Origin of the sequence: Stenotrophomonas sp. NRRL B-14846 (assembly GCF_050473585.1) — a bacterium.
Classification (GTDB): domain Bacteria; phylum Pseudomonadota; class Gammaproteobacteria; order Xanthomonadales; family Xanthomonadaceae; genus Stenotrophomonas.
In genome coordinates this window covers 1025160-1041060 of sequence record NZ_JBFLUN010000022.1, presented here as the reverse complement: position 1 = coordinate 1041060, position 15901 = coordinate 1025160, and the positions used below count along the sequence as shown (strand labels likewise).

The following is a 15901-nucleotide window of genomic DNA, read 5'->3' as shown; positions in this document are numbered from 1 at the left end:
GCGACCTCCGGCAACCCCGTAGAATGGCGGGGATGCCCGATACCCTCGCCCAGCCGGTCAGCCACACGCTGGAAGTCAAACACAGCCGCTTCATTGCCCATGCCGCGCCGATCGATGGCGCCGCGGCAGCATTGGCGTTCCTGCAGCAGGTGGCTGTAGCCGATGCGACCCACAACTGCTGGGCCTACCGGCACGGCCAGGACTACCGCTCCAGCGATGATGGCGAGCCCGCCGGCACCGCTGGGCGGCCGATCCTGGCCGCGATCGACGGCCAGGGCTTCGACCGGGTGATGGTGGTGGTCACGCGCTGGTTCGGCGGTATCAAGCTCGGCGCCGGCGGGCTGGTGCGCGCCTATGGCGGCGCTGCCGCCGAGTGCCTGCGCACCGCCCCGCGCTTGCCGCTGGTGGCGATGGCCCGGCTGCAGCTGCTGGCCGGCTTCGAGGATCTGGGCACCCTGCACGCCACCCTGCCCACCTTCAGCGCCGAAAAGCGCGATGAACAGTTCGATGCCAACGGGGTGTGCCTGCGGGTCGAATTGCCGGCCGATCAGGTCGATGCATTGAAAATCCGCCTGCGCGACGCCACCCGTGACCGTATCCGCATACAAGACGACGACCAGGATGACTGACAAGGACGACGCCCCCGCCTCGACCCCACCGCTGCGCCGCCTCGGCAGCCTGCGGACGTTGTGGCCGTTCGTGCGCCGCCACAGCGGGCTGTTCACCGCCTGGCTGCTGGCGCTGGCGGTGTCTTCGGCCGCCACGCTGAGCCTGCCCCCCGCCGTGAAGCAGATGATCGACCACGGCTTCACCAGCGGTGGCCAGATCAACCGTGCCTTCGCCCTGCTGATGCTGGTGGCGGTGGTGCTGGCACTGGCCACGGCCGCTCGGTTCTTCTTCGTCTCTCTGCTGGGCGAAAAGGTCGTCGCCGACCTGCGCAGCCGCCTGTATGCACACCTGATCCAGCTCGGTGCCGGTTTCCATGACCGCAGCCGCAGCGGCGAACTGGTCTCCCGCCTGACCGCTGACAGCGAACTGCTGCGCAGCGTGGTCGGCTCGACCATGTCGGTCGCCCTGCGCAGCAGCGTCACCGTGGTCGGCAGCCTGGCCATGCTGTTCGTCACCAGCCCGCGGCTGGCCGCATGGTCACTGCTCGGCATCCCGCTGGCGGTGCTGCCGATCATCATCGGTGCACGCAAGCTGCGCACGGTTGCACGCAGCAGCCAGGACCGCATCGCCGATGCCAACAGCCTGGCCAGCGAGACGCTGGGCGCCGTGCGCACGGTGCAGGCGCATGCACGCGAGCCCTATGAACGCGGGCGCTTCGACAAGGCACTGGGCGATGCGATCAGTGCCGCGCGCCGCCGCATCGGTGCGCAGTCACTGGTCACCGCCAGCGCTATCCTGCTGGTGTTTGGCGCCATCGTTGGCGTGCTGTGGCTGGGCGCGCACGATGTCATCGACGGACGCCTCAGTGCTGGCACGCTGGGCCAGTTCGTGCTGTACGCGCTGATCGGCGGCGGCTCGGTGGGCGCGCTGGCCGAAGTGTGGAACGAACTGCAGCGTGCAGCCGGTGGGATGGGCCGCATTGGCGAGCTGCTGCAGGAAGACATCGAGATCCGCGCGCCGGCGCAGCCGCACGCACTGCCGCAACCATTGCGCGGCGAAATCCAGTTCGACGACGTGGTGTTCCACTATCCGCAACGTCCGGACCAGGCCGCGCTGGACCACTTCAACCTGCATGTGCGCCCGGGCGAGACCGTGGCCCTGGTGGGCCCGTCGGGCGCGGGCAAGAGCACGGTGCTGTCGATGCTGCTGCGCTTCCACGATCCGGCCGGCGGTCGCATCTGCGTGGATGGCATCGACGTGCGCCAGGTCGATCCGGCCGAGCTGCGCGCGCAGCTGGCACTGGTGCCGCAACAGCCGACGCTGTTCGCGGCCAGTGCGCGCGACAACATCCGCTACGGCCGCCTGCAGGCCAGTGACGCGGAGGTCGAAGCTGCCGCGCGTGCGGCCGAGGCCGATGGCTTCCTACGTGCGTTGCCGCAGGGCTACGACAGTGAGCTGGGCGAACGCGGTGCGCGCCTGTCCGGTGGCCAGCAGCAGCGCGTGGCGATTGCCCGCGCGCTGCTGAAGGATGCGCCGATCCTGCTGCTGGACGAAGCCACCAGCGCGCTGGATGCGCAGAGCGAGCATGGCGTGCAGCAGGCGCTTGAGCGGCTGATGGCCGGCCGCACCACGCTGGTCATTGCCCACCGCCTGGCCACCGTGCTCAAGGCCGACCGCATCGTGGTGATGGACCAGGGCCGTATCGTCGCCGAAGGCACCCATGCCCAGCTTCTGGCCGAAGGCGGACTGTACGCTGAACTGGCACGACTGCAGTTCATCGATTGATGACGGCCGGCTAACATCGGCCGGACCAAGCTGGCCTCGCATCAGTCGCATCAGTCGCATCCGCTGAAGGAGGTACGTGATGTCGTTCCGTCAGTTCCCCGCAGTCGACAGCAATGGCGAAAGCCACATCATCATCGAGTTCAAGCCCGAGGCGAATGGCAGCGGGCATCACTCTGAAGCCACGCCGCGTTACGAGCTGGATGACGGGCGTCATCTGGTACGCAATGGCCGCGAATTCACTACCAGCGGCGGCGAACTGCGACTGACGATCTAACCGCGCTTCTGTAGAGTCGAGCCATGCTCGACTGCTTGTCGCCGGGATCCTGGAAAGGCAGTCGAGCACGGCTCGACGCTACAAAAAGGCGTGATCAATTTTTCGCCAAGCATCTTGACAGCCTTGCCTGACAAGGGCTTCGCAGGGTTATCCACACGTTTGCTCAGAAACCATCCACACCGCCTGTGGATGAATTCAGCCCAGCACCCGCCCGATGCCGCTGGCGTCCACGTCGGCTGCCGCCCGGGTGATCGCCGCCGGGTCGCTGCCGGCCACGAATCCGATGCGGAAGTGCACTTCACCGCCGGGCGTCCGCGAGGAATGGATCGAAGCCAGGCTGATGCCATGCTGCTCGAACACGTTCAGCAGCTCGCGCAGCGAACCAGGCCGGTCCTCTGGCAGGTGCACCGACAGCGCGTTGCGCTCGGTCAGGTCGGCCAGCAGGTACCCCACGCGTTCGAACGTGTAGTTGCCATCCGCCAGCGCCTGCTCGCCGAAGGCACTGCGATTGGCCGACAACAGCTGCTCACGGAACGCAGCCCGTGCGCGGTCGTCGCCCTGCCCGACCTGCAGCTGCAGGGCCTGCAGCTGCCCCACCAGCCGCTCCAGCATCGGTGCCACGTACGGGTTGCCGAACTGGATGTCTTCGTAGATCGCCGGATTCAGCGACAGGATGCGCGAGATGATCGCCGTGTCCAGCTCGAACGACGCCGAACGGTACGGCATCATCGCGGCCAGATCGCCCAGCTGCGGCTGGTACTGGCGCAGCACGCCGGCCTGGGCCAGATGGGTGGCATGCACCATCGCCTGCACCAGCGCCATCATCTGGTCGTGGTGCTGCGGCGTGGCGCGCACGCACTCGGCCTGCAGCGCCGTGCACAGCGTATCGACCCACGGCTGCCAGTGCTGCAGGCGCGCTTCGCAGACCACCATCACCCGGCCCTTCAGGGTCGGCGCCTTCGGCGGCGCGGTCATCGGGTGCAGGCCGACCACTTCGGCCTGCGAGGCCAGCATCGCCTGCACCGGTGCCTCCTTTACCGAGGTCACATCCAGCCACAGCCTGCCCTGCTCGCGGCCCGCCGATTGCCGCACGTACTCGGCGATCAACGCCGGCGTGTGCCGGATCGGTGCCGAGAACACCAGTACATCGGCCTGCGCCAGCAGCTGTTCCGGCGTGTGCGAATCCGGGTCGGCCGGGTCGTGGCCGATCACCTGCAGCTGCAGGTGCTGCTGGAAGAAGCGGGTCAGCCAGCGCCCATAGGCACCGGCGCTGCCGATGATGCCGACCGTGCGCGGCGTGCGTGGATCCAGGCCGCTCATGCCACGCGTTCAGCGCGGAAGCGCGTTCCTTCGGCCAGCGCCGCCGGCGCAGCAGCGATCACGTCGAACTCCTCGAAACCGTTGTCCAGGGTCGCCTCCAGCGCCGCATGGGTGCCAGCGATGGCACGCGAAATCGCCTGCTGCATCGACTCACCGCGCAGCAGGAACGACACCACCAGCGACATCAGCACGTCACCGGTGCCAGCCACGTCCACCGGCAGCAGCGGTGAGGTCCAGCGCCAGGTTTCCTCGCGACCGACCGCCAGGGTCACCAGCTCACCCGGGTTGCCGCCCACGCTGTGCGCGATCACCCAGTGCGGACCACGGTCCAGCAGCGTGCGCGCGGCTGCGATGGCATCGGCCTCGGCCAGTGCCGGCATGCCGGTCAGGCGATTCAGTTCGAAGGCGTTCGGCGTCACCAGCCAGGCATGCGGCAGCAGTCGCTCGGCGAAGATCGCTTCCAGGCCCGGTTCCACGTAGGGGCCGGTATGGGTATCACCGATCACCGGGTCCAGGCAGTAACGCAGCTGTGGGCAGGCCGGCAGGATGTTGTCCAGCCAGTCGGCGAAGGCCGCACCGTTGGCGGTGCTGCCGAAGTAACCGGACACCAGCATCTTCGCCCGCTGCGGCAGGCCGCGCTCGTGGGTGCCGAGCAGCAGGTCGGCGAACCAGTCGGCAGGCAGCACGCGGCCGCGGGTGGTGTCGTAGAACGGCGCGTTGCTGAGCAGCACGGTCGGGATTTCGGCGACGCGCACGCCGAGTGCACGCATCGGCGGCACGGCGGCGCTGTTGCCGGCGTGGCCGTAGACAAGTTGCGACTGGACCGAGATGACATCGATCGGCGACGGGCCGTCGGGCCGCTGGCGGCGGCCGTGGACCAGGTGGTTATCGAGGGATTCGCTCATGCCCGCATTCTACGCCCAAGGGGGTTTTCGGCAGGGCTCGCAGCCCTGCACCTGCAGAATCAACGTCAACGTCAACGTCAAAAGCCAAAGCAGCATTCCGTGAGTTGGCGGGACGGTGTGGGTGGGCAGGACACGCCGTAAACCCATCCGTGGGGGCTCGATGGCGCCATCCATGGCGCCAACGGTCCTGCCCACCCACACCGCCCCACCTCTGACAGGCTCCGGATGTCTGTTGGTAGGTGTCGACCTTGGTCGACACATCTTTCAGATATCGATATACAAAAATGGGGTCAGATCCGTTTTCCTTCGGAAAACGGATCTGACCCCCAAGAGCTGTTCCGACAGATCACGGAAAACTGTCGAAGGCGGGGTGGGTCCGGTTGAGGGGGCGTGAGCCGCATGGATGCGGCGACCGAGCTTACATGGACGTACTTGCAGCGCCCCCCTCAACCGGACCACCCCGCCACTCCACAGATAGCCAGCTTTTGCCGTTGCCTTGGCTTCGGCAGGTGCAGGGCTGCAAGCCCTGCAAACCAAAACCCCTCAGTGAGCAGCAGGCCGCGACGGCGGCAGCCACGCCGCCACGATGCCCAGCAGCGGCAGGAACGCGGTCAGCTGGTAGACGTACTCGATGCTGGTCTTGTCCGCCAGCAGGCCCAGCACGGCCGCACCCAGCCCGCCCATGCCGAACGCGAAGCCGAAGAACAGCCCGGACACCATGCCGATGCGGTGCGGCATCATTTCCTGTGCATACACCACGATCGCCGAGAACGCCGAGGACAGCACGAAGCCGATCAGCACCGCCAGCACCGTAGTCCAGAACAGATCGGCGTGCGGCAGCATCAGCGCGAACGGCGCCACGCCCAGGATGGAGGTCCAGATGATCGGCTTGCGGCCGATGCGGTCACCCAGCGGGCCGCCGAGGAAGCCGCCAGCGGCGGACGCCACCAGGAACGCAAACAGGTGCAGCTGCGCCTGCGCCACCGGAATGCCGAAATGGTGGATCAGGTAGAAGGTGAAGTAGCTGCCGATACTGGCCATGTAGAAGTATTTGCTGAAGATCAGCACCAGCAGGATCGCCAGCACCTTGGCCACGGTGCGCGGCGGGTGTCGCGGCGCCATCGCCGCCGTGCTGGCGGGGCGTGGCGCGCCCAGATGCAACGCGTACCAGCGGCCGACATAGGTCAGCAGAGCGATGCCGATCAGGGCGGCGCCGGCAAACCACGATGCGGCATGCTGGCCATACGGCACGATCACCGCGGCGGCGATCAACGGGCCGAGCGCGGTGCCGAAATTGCCGCCGACCTGGAACACCGACTGCGCGAAGCCGTGACGGCCGCCCGAAGCCAGCCGCGCAATGCGCGAGGCCTCGGGATGGAAGATGGCCGAACCGATGCCGACCATTGCCGCAGCCATCAGCACCACCACATAGTTCGGCGCGAAGCCGAGCAGCAGCATGCCGCACAGGGTCGAGGCCATGCCGATCGGCAGCGAATACGGTGCCGGGCGACGGTCGGTGGCCATGCCGATCAACGGCTGGAAGATCGAGGCGGTGAGCTGGTAGGTCAGCGTGATCAGGCCGATCTGGGTGAAGCTGAGGTTGAAGCCGCCCTTGATCACCGGATAGATGGCCAGGATCAGCGACTGCATCATGTCGTTGACGACATGCGAGGTGGAGATGGCGGCCAGCACGCCGGGAGCCACCGGGCGTGAGGTCGTTGCGGGAGAAGCCAGGGTCGACATGGACACAGTCAGGTTGGGGGCGAGCCACGCATGCTACGGTGGCCCCCCACTCCCTTCTGCCGCGTTCGGGTCATGGCATATCGCAAAAAGGACACTCCCTGCCCGATCCGCGAGACCGCGCCGTGGAACGAAGTGCCGGTACATCGCCCGGTGACCAGCCGCGCCCGCCACTACCCGCCCGGCACCCACATCGCGCCACACCGGCATCGCCGTCACCAACTGGTCTTCGCCATGTCCGGTCTGATGGTGGTGCGCGCGGACGGCGGCCGCTGGGTCGTGCCCTCCACCCGCGCGATCTGGGTTCCGGCCGGCATGGCGCATGCGGTGGACTGCATCGCCGAAGTGCACATGCGCAGCCTGTACGTGGAACCGGACTTTGCACCGCAACTGCCGGATGGGGCGTTCGCAGTGCAGGTGGCGCCACTGCTGCGCGAACTGCTGCTGGCCGCCAGCCTGATCGAGTCCGCGCACGTGGACGACAGCCGCGACGGCCGCGTGGTGCGCCTGCTGCTGGACGAACTGCACCGCATGGACGTGCTGCCGCTGCACCTGCCCTCGCCCACCGACCCGCGCCTGCAGCGGATCTGCCAGCACATCCAGAAGCATCCCGGCGACGACGCCACGCTGCAGGACTGGGCGCAGGCGCTGCAGGTGGACGTGAAGACCATCCAGCGCCATTTCGCCAGCGAACTGGGCATGACCTTCGGGCAGTGGCGGCAGCAGGCGCGGCTTCTGGCCGCGATGGAACGCCTGGCCGTAGGCGAGAAGGTGATCGATGTGGCGCTGGCGATGGGCTATGACAGCCCCAGTGCGTTCACCAGCATGTTCAAGCGGCAGCTGGGGCAGACGCCGGCGGCATTTTTCCGATGATCGCCTGCGGGTCCCGCAGGCAGCTCCACGCGCTAACGATCCACGGATACGGCCGGCACATGCTGATGACGAATCAACAGGAATTCCCATCTGTTGTTTAACATCAGGGGGTAATGCAGCGGTGGCAGATCATCAGGCACACGTGCCTGGGTGGGAGCTGCTTCGACGCGGCAGCCATCGGGGCGCTGGAAACCGACCAGCTCGGTGACCATCAGACGGGGACTGTCGTTTTCCGCAGTCGGGTAGCGGGGATAGTTTGGATTGGCCTTGATGCTTCGCCGCAACACCACCCGCCCAACGCTTGGCGCGTACCAGCTGATGCTGCGTTCCATTCCGTCCACCGCACCACTACCTTCCAGGCGCATGTGTTTCATGTCATCCGAGCGGGGATTGGATTTGTGCCACCGCGCATCTCTCTCGATCCGGTAGGCATTTACGTCACCCAGCGCAGTCCGTACCGTCTCGACGGCCACGACTCGGCTGCTGCTCTCCTCCACATAGTCATAGCGATAGCTGCCAAACGAAGCGCGGATTTCGCCCGGCTCCTCGAACCTGTCCTGCCACTGCGCGCCGACGGATAACGGGAAGCGCAGCAGGATCTTTTCCCCTTTGCGCAGCGGATTCACGTCTGCATAGGTCTCTCGCCATTCGTGTCGAACGGCCTCTCCATCAATCGAAAGCGCCAGCTGCTGCGGTTCCACCGTCTGCAGCTGCAACGTCAGTTCTGGACGCGATGCGCCGGTGGAGTAGGTCCAGCGTGTACCAGGCAAAGGCGTAGGGGCTCCCTGCGGATCGACGATCGGCTCATCGAAGCCGCAAGCGGGTGCTGCCGAGACATGGGGTACGGTCAACACCGCCACCAGCATCGTAATGCCGATGGCGCCCCGGCACCGCAGTCTTTTCAGGATGGATGGATTCATGCTTCCATTCTAGGCGGCAGGAATCGCACAGACCAAACGCCGGGCGTGCCGTAGGCATTCTCCGCAACCGGGCATAAGAGCCAAGCGTGTCGCAGTTCCGCTGCGCAACGGCGTGCTTCGATCACCTCCCACTGGCGAGGAAGCACGATGCATGAAGGCGAGCAGTCACCATGCGGGCGGCTTCGGCAGCATTGCTGATCCTGGCAATGAGCAGTCCCGCCACACACGCCAGCGGGTCTCACTTCCGGTTCCACTCGGACGAGCAGCCGGATGGATTCCGGCGACGAAGCCACGCTGCAGGACTGGCCCGAGGCCCTGGCCGTGGACCTGAAAACCATCCAGCGCCATTTCGCCAGCGAACTGGGCATGACCTTCGGGGAGTGGCGGCAGCAGGCACGGCTGCTGGCCGCCCTGGAGCGACTGGCGGTCGGCGACAAGGTCATCGATGTGGCGCTGGCGATGGGCTACGACAGCCCCAGCGCGTTCACCAGCATGTTCAAGCGGCAGCTGGGGCAGACGCCGGCGGCGTTTTTCCGTTGACCGCATACGACAACGCCGGGCATGGCCCGGCGCTATCGTTCATCCCTTCCGTCGAAAAACTCAGGACGTCATCCGGTCCCAGAAGCCCTTCACGCCATCCATGAAGGTGGCCGACTTCGGCGAATGCTTGCGCGCTTCCTCGCCGACGAAGGTGGCTTCGAACTGTTCCAGCAGCTTGCGCTGTTCGTTGGTGAGGTTGACCGGGGTCTCCACCACCACGCGGCAGTACAGGTCGCCCTCGCTGCGGCTGCGCACCGAACGTACGCCCTTGCCACGCAGGCGGAACAGCTTGCCGGTCTGGGTCTCGGCCGGGATGCGGATTTCCGCTTCGCCGCCGAGGGTCGCCACGCGTACGGTGTCACCCAGCGCCGCCTGCGAGATGCGGATCGGCACTTCGCAGTGCAGGTCGTCGCCATCGCGCTGGAAGATCGCATGCTCGCGCACGCGCACTTCCACGTACAGGTCACCCGGCGGCGTACCGGCCGGACCGGCCTCACCCTCGCCCTGCAGGCGGATGCGGTCGCCGGTATCGACGCCCGCCGGCACCTTCACCGACAGCACCTTGTCTTCCTCGACACGGCCGTTGCCGTGGCAGGTCTTGCAGGGCTTGGCGATGATCTGGCCGCGGCCGCCGCAGTTGTGGCAGGCCTGCTGCATGGCGAAGATGCCGCGCTGGATGCGCACCTGGCCGCGGCCATGGCACACGTTGCAGGTCTCGACCTTGCCGTCCTCCGAGCCACTGCCATCGCAGTCGCCGCACTCGGCCAGGGTCGGGATCTCGATCCGGCGCTCGACGCCGCGCACGGCCTCTTCCAGGTCCAGTTCCATCACGTAGCCGATGTCGGCGCCGCGACGGGCCTGGCGCGGACCACCGCCGCCGCCAAAGATGTTGCCGAAGATATCGCCAAAGATATCGTTCATGTCCGGGCCGCCCGGACCACCGCCGCCCATGCCGTGCTCGAACGCGGCGTGGCCGTGGCTGTCGTACATGCGGCGCTTGTTGCCGTCGGACAGCACTTCGTAGGCTTCCTTGCACTCCTTGAAGGAGGCTTCGGCCGCCGCATCACCCGGGTTGCGGTCCGGGTGGAACTTCATCGCGCAGCGACGGTAGGCCTTCTTCAGCTCGTCGTCGGTGGCGGTGCGGGCAACGCCCAGCACTTCGTAGTAATCGCGCTTGCTCATATCGTGAATCGGGTTCCGGAAAGTCGGGATTCGTCAAAGCGGAAGAGCGGAACCAGGTCCGCTCTTGCGTCGGGCGCCCCGACACGCCGGTGGGCGGTCAGGACCCTGATGCGACAACGGGACGCTGATGGCCAGCGTCCCGTGTCGGTCCGGATCAGGACTTCTTGTCGTCCTTGACTTCGGTGAACTCGGCGTCGACCACGTCGTCCTGCGCCTTGCCGGCGTTGCCGGCGTCGGCACCCGGGGCACCGCCCTGGTCGGCCGAAGCAGCGGCGAACAGCGACTGGCCGGCTTCCTCCAGCACCTTCGACTTGGCTTCGATCTGCGCCTTGTCGTCACCCTTCATCGCGGTTTCCAGGTCGGCCAGCGCCGCCTCGACCTTGCCGATGACCTCGCCGCCCACCTTGCTGCCGTGCTCGGTGATGGCGCTGCGGGTGCCGTGGATCAGGGCGTCGGCCTGGTTGCGGGCCTGCACCAGTTCCTGGAACTTCTTGTCTTCTTCGCGGTTGGCTTCCGCGTCGGCGACCATGCGCGCGATCTCTTCCTCGGACAGGCCCGAACCGGCCTTGATCTCGACCTTCTGTTCCTTGTTGGTCTTCTTGTCCTTGGCCGACACGTGCAGGATGCCGTTGGCGTCGATGTCGAAGGACACTTCCACCTGCGGCAGGCCACGCGGGGCCGGCTCGATGCCGGACAGGTCGAACTTGGCCAGCGACTTGTTGAAGCGGGCCTGTTCGCGCTCACCCTGCAGCACGTGCACGGTCACGGCCGACTGGTTGTCCTCGGCGGTGGAGAACACCTGCGAGGCCTTGGTCGGGATGGTGGTGTTCTTCTCGATGATCTTGGTGAACACGCCGCCCATGGTCTCGATGCCCAGCGACAGCGGGGTCACGTCCAGCAGCAGCACGTCCTTGACGTCGCCGCCCAGCACGCCGCCCTGGATCGCCGCACCCAGTGCCACGGCTTCGTCCGGGTTGACGTCCTTGCGCGGTTCCTTGCCGAAGAACTCGGTCACCGCCTGCTGCACCTTCGGCATGCGGGTCTGGCCACCGACCAGGATCACTTCGCTGATGTCGCTCGAACGCAGGCCGGCATCGTTCAGGGCGACGCGGCACGGCTCGATCGACTTCTTGATCAGGTCTTCCACCAGCGCTTCCAGCTTGGCGCGGGTCAGCTTGATGTTCAGGTGCTTCGGGCCCGAGGCGTCAGCGGTGACGTACGGCAGGTTCACTTCGGTCTGCTGGGCGCTGGACAGCTCGATCTTGGCGCGCTCGGCCGCGTCCTTCAGGCGCTGCAGGGCCAGCGGATCCTTGCGCAGGTCGATGCCCTGGTCCTTGTTGAATTCTTCAACCAGGTACTCGATGACGCGGTTGTCGAAGTCTTCGCCGCCCAGGAAGGTGTCACCGTTGGTCGCCAGCACTTCGAACTGCTTCTCGCCGTCGACGTTGGCGATCTCGATCACCGAGACGTCGAAGGTGCCGCCGCCCAGGTCGTACACCACGATCTTGCGATCCTTGTTGTCGCCCTTGTCCAGGCCATAGGCCAGCGCGGCCGCGGTCGGCTCGTTGATGATGCGCTTGACGTCCAGACCGGCGATGCGGCCAGCGTCCTTGGTCGCCTGGCGCTGGCTGTCGTTGAAGTAGGCCGGCACGGTGATGACCGCTTCGGTGACCTTCTCACCGAGGAAGTCCTCGGCGGTCTTCTTCATCTTCTCCAGCACCTTGGCCGAGATTTCCTGCGGGGCCATCTTCTTGCCATCGCTGGTCGACACCCAGGCGTCGCCATTGTCATGGGCCAGGATGCCGTACGGGACGTGGGCGATGTCCTTCTGCACTTCGGCGTCGGTGAACTTGCGGCCGATCAGGCGCTTCACCGCGTAGAAGGTGTTCTTCGGGTTGGTGACGGCCTGGCGCTTGGCCGAGGCGCCCACCAGGACTTCGCCGTCCTTGGTGTAGGCGACGATCGACGGGGTGGTGCGATCGCCTTCCGAATTCTCGATGACGCGGGCCTTGCCGCCGTCCATGATCGCCACGCACGAGTTGGTGGTGCCGAGGTCGATACCAATGATCTTGCCCATGGGGGAGACTCCTGAGGATGCTTGTTGGGGTCAGTCCGGCCGTTCGGCCGGTGGATGAATACGATGTGGGGGAGGCTCGTGGAACATTCAAGCCATCTCCCGAACGCTGTGTTCAGCGCCTGGAAAACCTTGCTGGGCATGGCCCGGCACGACCGGGACCGGGCATCGCCCGGCCCGATCGATCAGTCGGCGGCCACCACCACCAGCGCCGGCCGCAGCAGGCGCTCGTTGAGCAGGTAGCCCTTCTGGAACACGGTCACCACGGTGCCGGGAGCGGCGCCCGGGGCCGGCACCTGGCTGATCGCCTGGTGGTGCTCCGGGTTGAACGGCTGGCCGGTCGGGTCCAGCAGGACCAGGCCATTGTCGGCGGCAACCTTCAGCAGCTGCTTGTAGGTCAGCTCCAGGCCCTCGCGCAGCGGATGCGGGTCATCGCCGGCAGCCTTCAGGCCGGCATCCAGGCTGTCGAATACCGGCAGCAGCTCGCCCAGCAGCTTCTCGTTGGCGAACTTGCGGGCCTGCTCGATGTCACGGGCAACGCGCTTGCGCTGGTTCTCGAGGTCGGCGCGCTCACGCAGCGCATCGGCCTTGATCTGCTCGACTTCGGCGCGCAGGCGCTCCACTTCGTCGTTGACGCCGGCGGCGGCGGCCGCATCGGCGGCAGTCTGCTGGGATTCGATATCTGGATGTTCGTGGTTCATGTCTGGGTCCCTGGCGGTCAGTCTCCGCCTCCACCCACCCTAGTGTGGGCGGGATGCTGCGTTTCAAGCGTCGGATGTTCCGGGAGTGCGCCCGGCCGGCGAAAAGGCCGCGCCAAGCACATCGGCGGTGGCCTGGACCAGCGGGATCATGCGGTCGTAGGCCATCCGCTTGGGGCCGATCACGCCCAGCACGCCCAGCACCTGGCCATTGGCGGTATAGGGGGCGGTGACCAGCGAGACCCCCTGCAACGGCATCATCCCGGTCTCTTCGCCAATGAAGATGCGCACCCCCGGGGCCTGGATGGTGCGCTCCAGCAACTGCAGGATCTCGCGCTTGCTGGAGAACAGCTCGAACAGCTCGCGCAGGCGCTCCAGGTCGGACAGGTCCTGCACCCCCATCAGGCGGGTCTGGCCGGCCACCAGCATGTCATCGGCCGCCGGCTGCAGGGCCTGCTCGGCCAGTTCGATGCTGTGCGCCAGCAGCTGCTCCAGTTCCGAGCGGGCATCGCGCAGCTCCAGCAGCAGGCGGGTGCGGATCTCGGCCATCGGCAGGCCGGCGAAATGCGCATTGAGGTAGTTGGCCACCTGTTCCAGCTGGCCCGGCGCGAACTCCTGGCGGGTCTCGATGACGCGGTTCTGCACCTCGTTGTCGGCAAACACCAGGATCGCCAGCACCCGGCGCCCGTCCAGCGCCACGAAATCGATCTGGCGGAAGGCGAACTGCTCGCGCCGTGGCGCGCTGACCACGCCGACGAAGTGGCTCATCGCCGACAGCAGCTCCGAGGCGCTGCCAAGCAGGGCCTGGGTGCTGCCGCCGCCGGCCAGCTCCTGGCGCAGGCGGGCCAGTTCGCCCTCGCCCGGCGGCTGCATCTGCAGCAGGCTGTCGACAAACACCCGGTAGCCATGCGCGGTCGGGATGCGCCCGGCCGAGGTGTGTGGCGAGGCCAGCAGCCCCAGGTCTTCCAGGTCACCCAGGATGTTGCGGATGGTGGCCGGGCTGACCTCCAGGCCGGCCACGCGCGCCAGCGTCTGCGAGCCGACCGGCTCACCGTCCTGGATGTAACGCGCGATCAGCGTGCGCAGCAGATGGCGCGCACGCGGGGCAAGCTGGTCGGGAGAACCGTGCATGGAATCAACCTGTGAGACACGGACACTAGATAATGGCGGCGGATCACCTTGGCAAGTCATTGGACCTCCCTCGCCCGCGTGCTAGCGTTGCGCGGCTGCTGACACCCCCTTACCCATGCTCAGACATCTTTCGATCAAGGATTTCGCCGTCGTCCGCGCCACCGAACTGGAGTTCGGGCCAGGTATGACCGTGGTTTCAGGCGAGACCGGCGCCGGCAAGTCGCTGATGGTCGACGCGCTGGGCTTCCTGTCCGGCCTGCGCGCCGACAGTGGCGTGGTCCGCCATGGCGCTGCGCGCGCCGAGCTTTCGGCCGAGTTCGCGCTGGACCAGCTGCAGGCCGCGCGCCAGTGGCTGGCCGACAACGAGCTGGACGACGAGGAACAGTGCCAGCTGCGCCGCGTGATCCGCGCCGATGGCGGCTCGCGGGCCTGGATCAATGGCCGGCCGGTGACCCTGGCACAGCTGGGCGACCTGGCCTCGCTGCTGGTGGAGATCCATGGCCAGCACGAGCAGCAGGCCCTGCTGGCACGCCCATCACAGCTGGCCCTGCTGGATGCCTATGCCGGCAACGAGGACGAGCGCCGCCAGGTGCGCCGCGCCGCTGCGGCCTGGCAGGCCCTGGTCGATGAATCGCTGGCGCTGTCGCAACAGGGCGACGTCAGTGACCGGATCGGCTTCCTGGAACACCAGCTGCGCGAACTGGACCGCGAAGACCTGGAACCAGAGTCGATCGTCGCACTCGGTGCCAGCCACCGCCGCCAGGCCCATGCCAGCGCCCTGCTGAGCGCCTGCCAGGCGGCCAGCAACCAGCTCAATGGCGACGACGGCAGTTCCGCGCTGGACCTGCTGCAGCAGGTGCGCCACGAACTGTCGCGCCTGATCGAACACGACCCGCGCCTGGGCGAGGTGGACGGCCTGATCGAGAACGCCTCGATCCAGCTGCACGAAGCCCTTTCGCTGCTGGACCGTGTGCATGACGACCTCGACGCCGACCCGGAACAGTTCGAGGAGAACGAGCGCCGCCTCGGCCGCCTGCACGACCTGGCCCGCAAGCACCGCGTGCCGATGGACGAACTGGGCGCGCAGCGCGAGCGCATGCACGCCGAAGTGGAGCAACTGCGTGGCGCCGATGAGCGCCTGCAGCGCCTGGCCGGCGAGATCGACAAGGCCGCTGCGGCCTGGCGCGTGCAGGCCGAGGTGCTGACCGCCAGCCGCCGCAGCGCCGCTGCCGAGCTGTCGGCCACCACCACCGGCATCATCGCCGAGCTGGGCATGGGTGGCGGCCAGTTCCTGATCGAGCTGGAACCGCAGGACGCCGGCAAGCCCGACCCGCAAGGTGCCGAGCGCGTGGAATTCCTGGTGGCGGCCAACGCCGGCCAGCCGCCGCGCGCCCTGCGCAAGGTGGCCTCGGGCGGCGAACTGTCGCGCATCTCGCTGGCCATCGAAGTGGCCGCGCTGGACCTGGATGCAGTGCCGACCATGGTGTTCGACGAAGTCGACTCCGGCATCGGTGGCGCGGTGGCGGACATCGTCGGCCAGAAGCTGCGCGCCCTTGGCGAGAAGCGCCAGGTGCTGTGCGTAACCCACCTGCCGCAGGTCGCCTCCAAGGGCCATGCCCACTACCGGGTCAGCAAGGCCCCGGTGGAAGGCATGACCCAGAGCGCAGTGGAAAAGCTGGACAGCAAGGCGCGCGAGGAAGAACTGGCGCGCATGCTCGGCGGCGTGGAAGTGAGCAAGGAAGCGCGCGCAGCCGCCCGCAAGCTGCTGCAGGTCTGACGCCGGCCGAGCCGAGCATGGGCCCGGCTTCCGCGCGGTAGTGCCGGCCGCTGGCCGGCAACCCGATGCGGGT

13 protein-coding genes and 1 pseudogene are annotated in these 15901 nt (G+C 67.1%); 6 read left to right on the top strand and 8 right to left on the bottom strand.

Annotation, left to right across the window (positions count from 1 at the left end; translation table 11 throughout):
- Nucleotides 1-32 precede the first annotated feature (32 nt).
- The 3 genes from AB1281_RS07160 (at nucleotide 33) to AB1281_RS07150 (ending at nucleotide 2668) form a co-directional block, all read left to right on the top strand.
- Complete coding sequence (locus tag AB1281_RS07160) at nucleotides 33-629, top strand: IMPACT family protein (protein WP_075676550.1); 597 nt, start codon at nucleotides 33-35, stop codon at nucleotides 627-629.
- The gene (locus tag AB1281_RS07155) at nucleotides 622-2394 is read left to right on the top strand and encodes an ABC transporter transmembrane domain-containing protein (protein ID WP_430345434.1); all 1773 of its coding nucleotides are present in this window, start codon (nucleotides 622-624) and stop codon (nucleotides 2392-2394) included. The genes AB1281_RS07160 and AB1281_RS07155 overlap by 8 nt, the downstream gene beginning before the upstream one ends.
- 79 nt (nucleotides 2395-2473) lie before the next feature.
- Nucleotides 2474-2668, top strand: a complete 195-nt coding sequence (locus AB1281_RS07150; RefSeq protein ID WP_049466425.1) for a hypothetical protein — start codon at nucleotides 2474-2476, stop codon at nucleotides 2666-2668.
- Between the two features lie 195 nt (nucleotides 2669-2863).
- On the opposite strand, the gene AB1281_RS07145 is transcribed toward AB1281_RS07150, so the two are convergent.
- The 3 genes from AB1281_RS07145 to AB1281_RS07135 form a co-directional block, all read right to left on the bottom strand.
- Nucleotides 2864-3988: a prephenate dehydrogenase gene (locus AB1281_RS07145; protein ID WP_430345433.1), complete on the bottom strand. Its 1125-nt coding sequence runs from the start codon at nucleotides 3986-3988 to the stop codon at nucleotides 2864-2866.
- A complete protein-coding gene (gene pdxY / locus AB1281_RS07140) occupies nucleotides 3985-4893 on the bottom strand; it encodes a pyridoxal kinase (RefSeq protein WP_043035460.1) in 909 nt (302 codons plus the stop codon). Before pdxY ends, AB1281_RS07145 begins: the two co-directional genes overlap by 4 nt.
- 543 nt (nucleotides 4894-5436) lie before the next feature.
- Complete coding sequence (locus tag AB1281_RS07135; protein ID WP_430345432.1) at nucleotides 5437-6636, bottom strand: MFS transporter; 1200 nt, start codon at nucleotides 6634-6636, stop codon at nucleotides 5437-5439.
- A gap of 72 nt (nucleotides 6637-6708) precedes the next feature.
- Between AB1281_RS07135 and AB1281_RS07130 the strand changes: the two genes are divergently transcribed.
- A complete protein-coding gene (locus tag AB1281_RS07130) occupies nucleotides 6709-7506 on the top strand; it encodes an AraC family transcriptional regulator (protein ID WP_430345431.1) in 798 nt (265 codons plus the stop codon).
- 32 nt (nucleotides 7507-7538) lie between these two features.
- Here the strand turns inward: AB1281_RS07130 and AB1281_RS07125 are convergent, their stop codons facing one another.
- Nucleotides 7539-8426, bottom strand: a complete 888-nt coding sequence (locus tag AB1281_RS07125; protein WP_182267621.1) for a hypothetical protein — start codon at nucleotides 8424-8426, stop codon at nucleotides 7539-7541.
- A 279-nt stretch (nucleotides 8427-8705) separates the two neighbouring features.
- Between AB1281_RS07125 and AB1281_RS07120 the strand changes: the two are divergent.
- Nucleotides 8706-8966 (top strand): annotated as a pseudogene (locus AB1281_RS07120) (helix-turn-helix domain-containing protein); the annotation flags it as partial.
- A gap of 60 nt (nucleotides 8967-9026) precedes the next feature.
- Here AB1281_RS07120 and dnaJ read toward each other — a convergent pair.
- The 4 genes from dnaJ to hrcA form a co-directional block, all read right to left on the bottom strand.
- A complete protein-coding gene (dnaJ, locus tag AB1281_RS07115; RefSeq protein ID WP_430345430.1) occupies nucleotides 9027-10148 on the bottom strand; it encodes a molecular chaperone DnaJ in 1122 nt (373 codons plus the stop codon).
- Nucleotides 10149-10302: 154 nt separating this feature from the next.
- Complete coding sequence (gene dnaK / locus AB1281_RS07110; protein WP_049446494.1) at nucleotides 10303-12225, bottom strand: molecular chaperone DnaK; 1923 nt, start codon at nucleotides 12223-12225, stop codon at nucleotides 10303-10305.
- Between the two features lie 182 nt (nucleotides 12226-12407).
- Nucleotides 12408-12923 (bottom strand): nucleotide exchange factor GrpE, encoded by a 516-nt coding sequence (grpE, locus tag AB1281_RS07105; RefSeq protein ID WP_014036851.1) that lies wholly within the window; start codon nucleotides 12921-12923, stop codon nucleotides 12408-12410.
- Nucleotides 12924-12986: 63 nt separating this feature from the next.
- A complete protein-coding gene (hrcA, locus tag AB1281_RS07100; RefSeq protein WP_008266321.1) occupies nucleotides 12987-14051 on the bottom strand; it encodes a heat-inducible transcriptional repressor HrcA in 1065 nt (354 codons plus the stop codon).
- 115 nt (nucleotides 14052-14166) lie between these two features.
- On the opposite strand from hrcA, the gene recN reads away from it, so the two are divergent.
- Nucleotides 14167-15828 carry a DNA repair protein RecN gene (recN, locus tag AB1281_RS07095; RefSeq protein ID WP_430345429.1) on the top strand — a complete coding sequence of 554 codons (1662 nt, stop codon included), beginning with the start codon at nucleotides 14167-14169 and terminating at the stop codon, nucleotides 15826-15828.
- The last annotated feature ends 73 nt before the right edge of the window (nucleotides 15829-15901 follow it).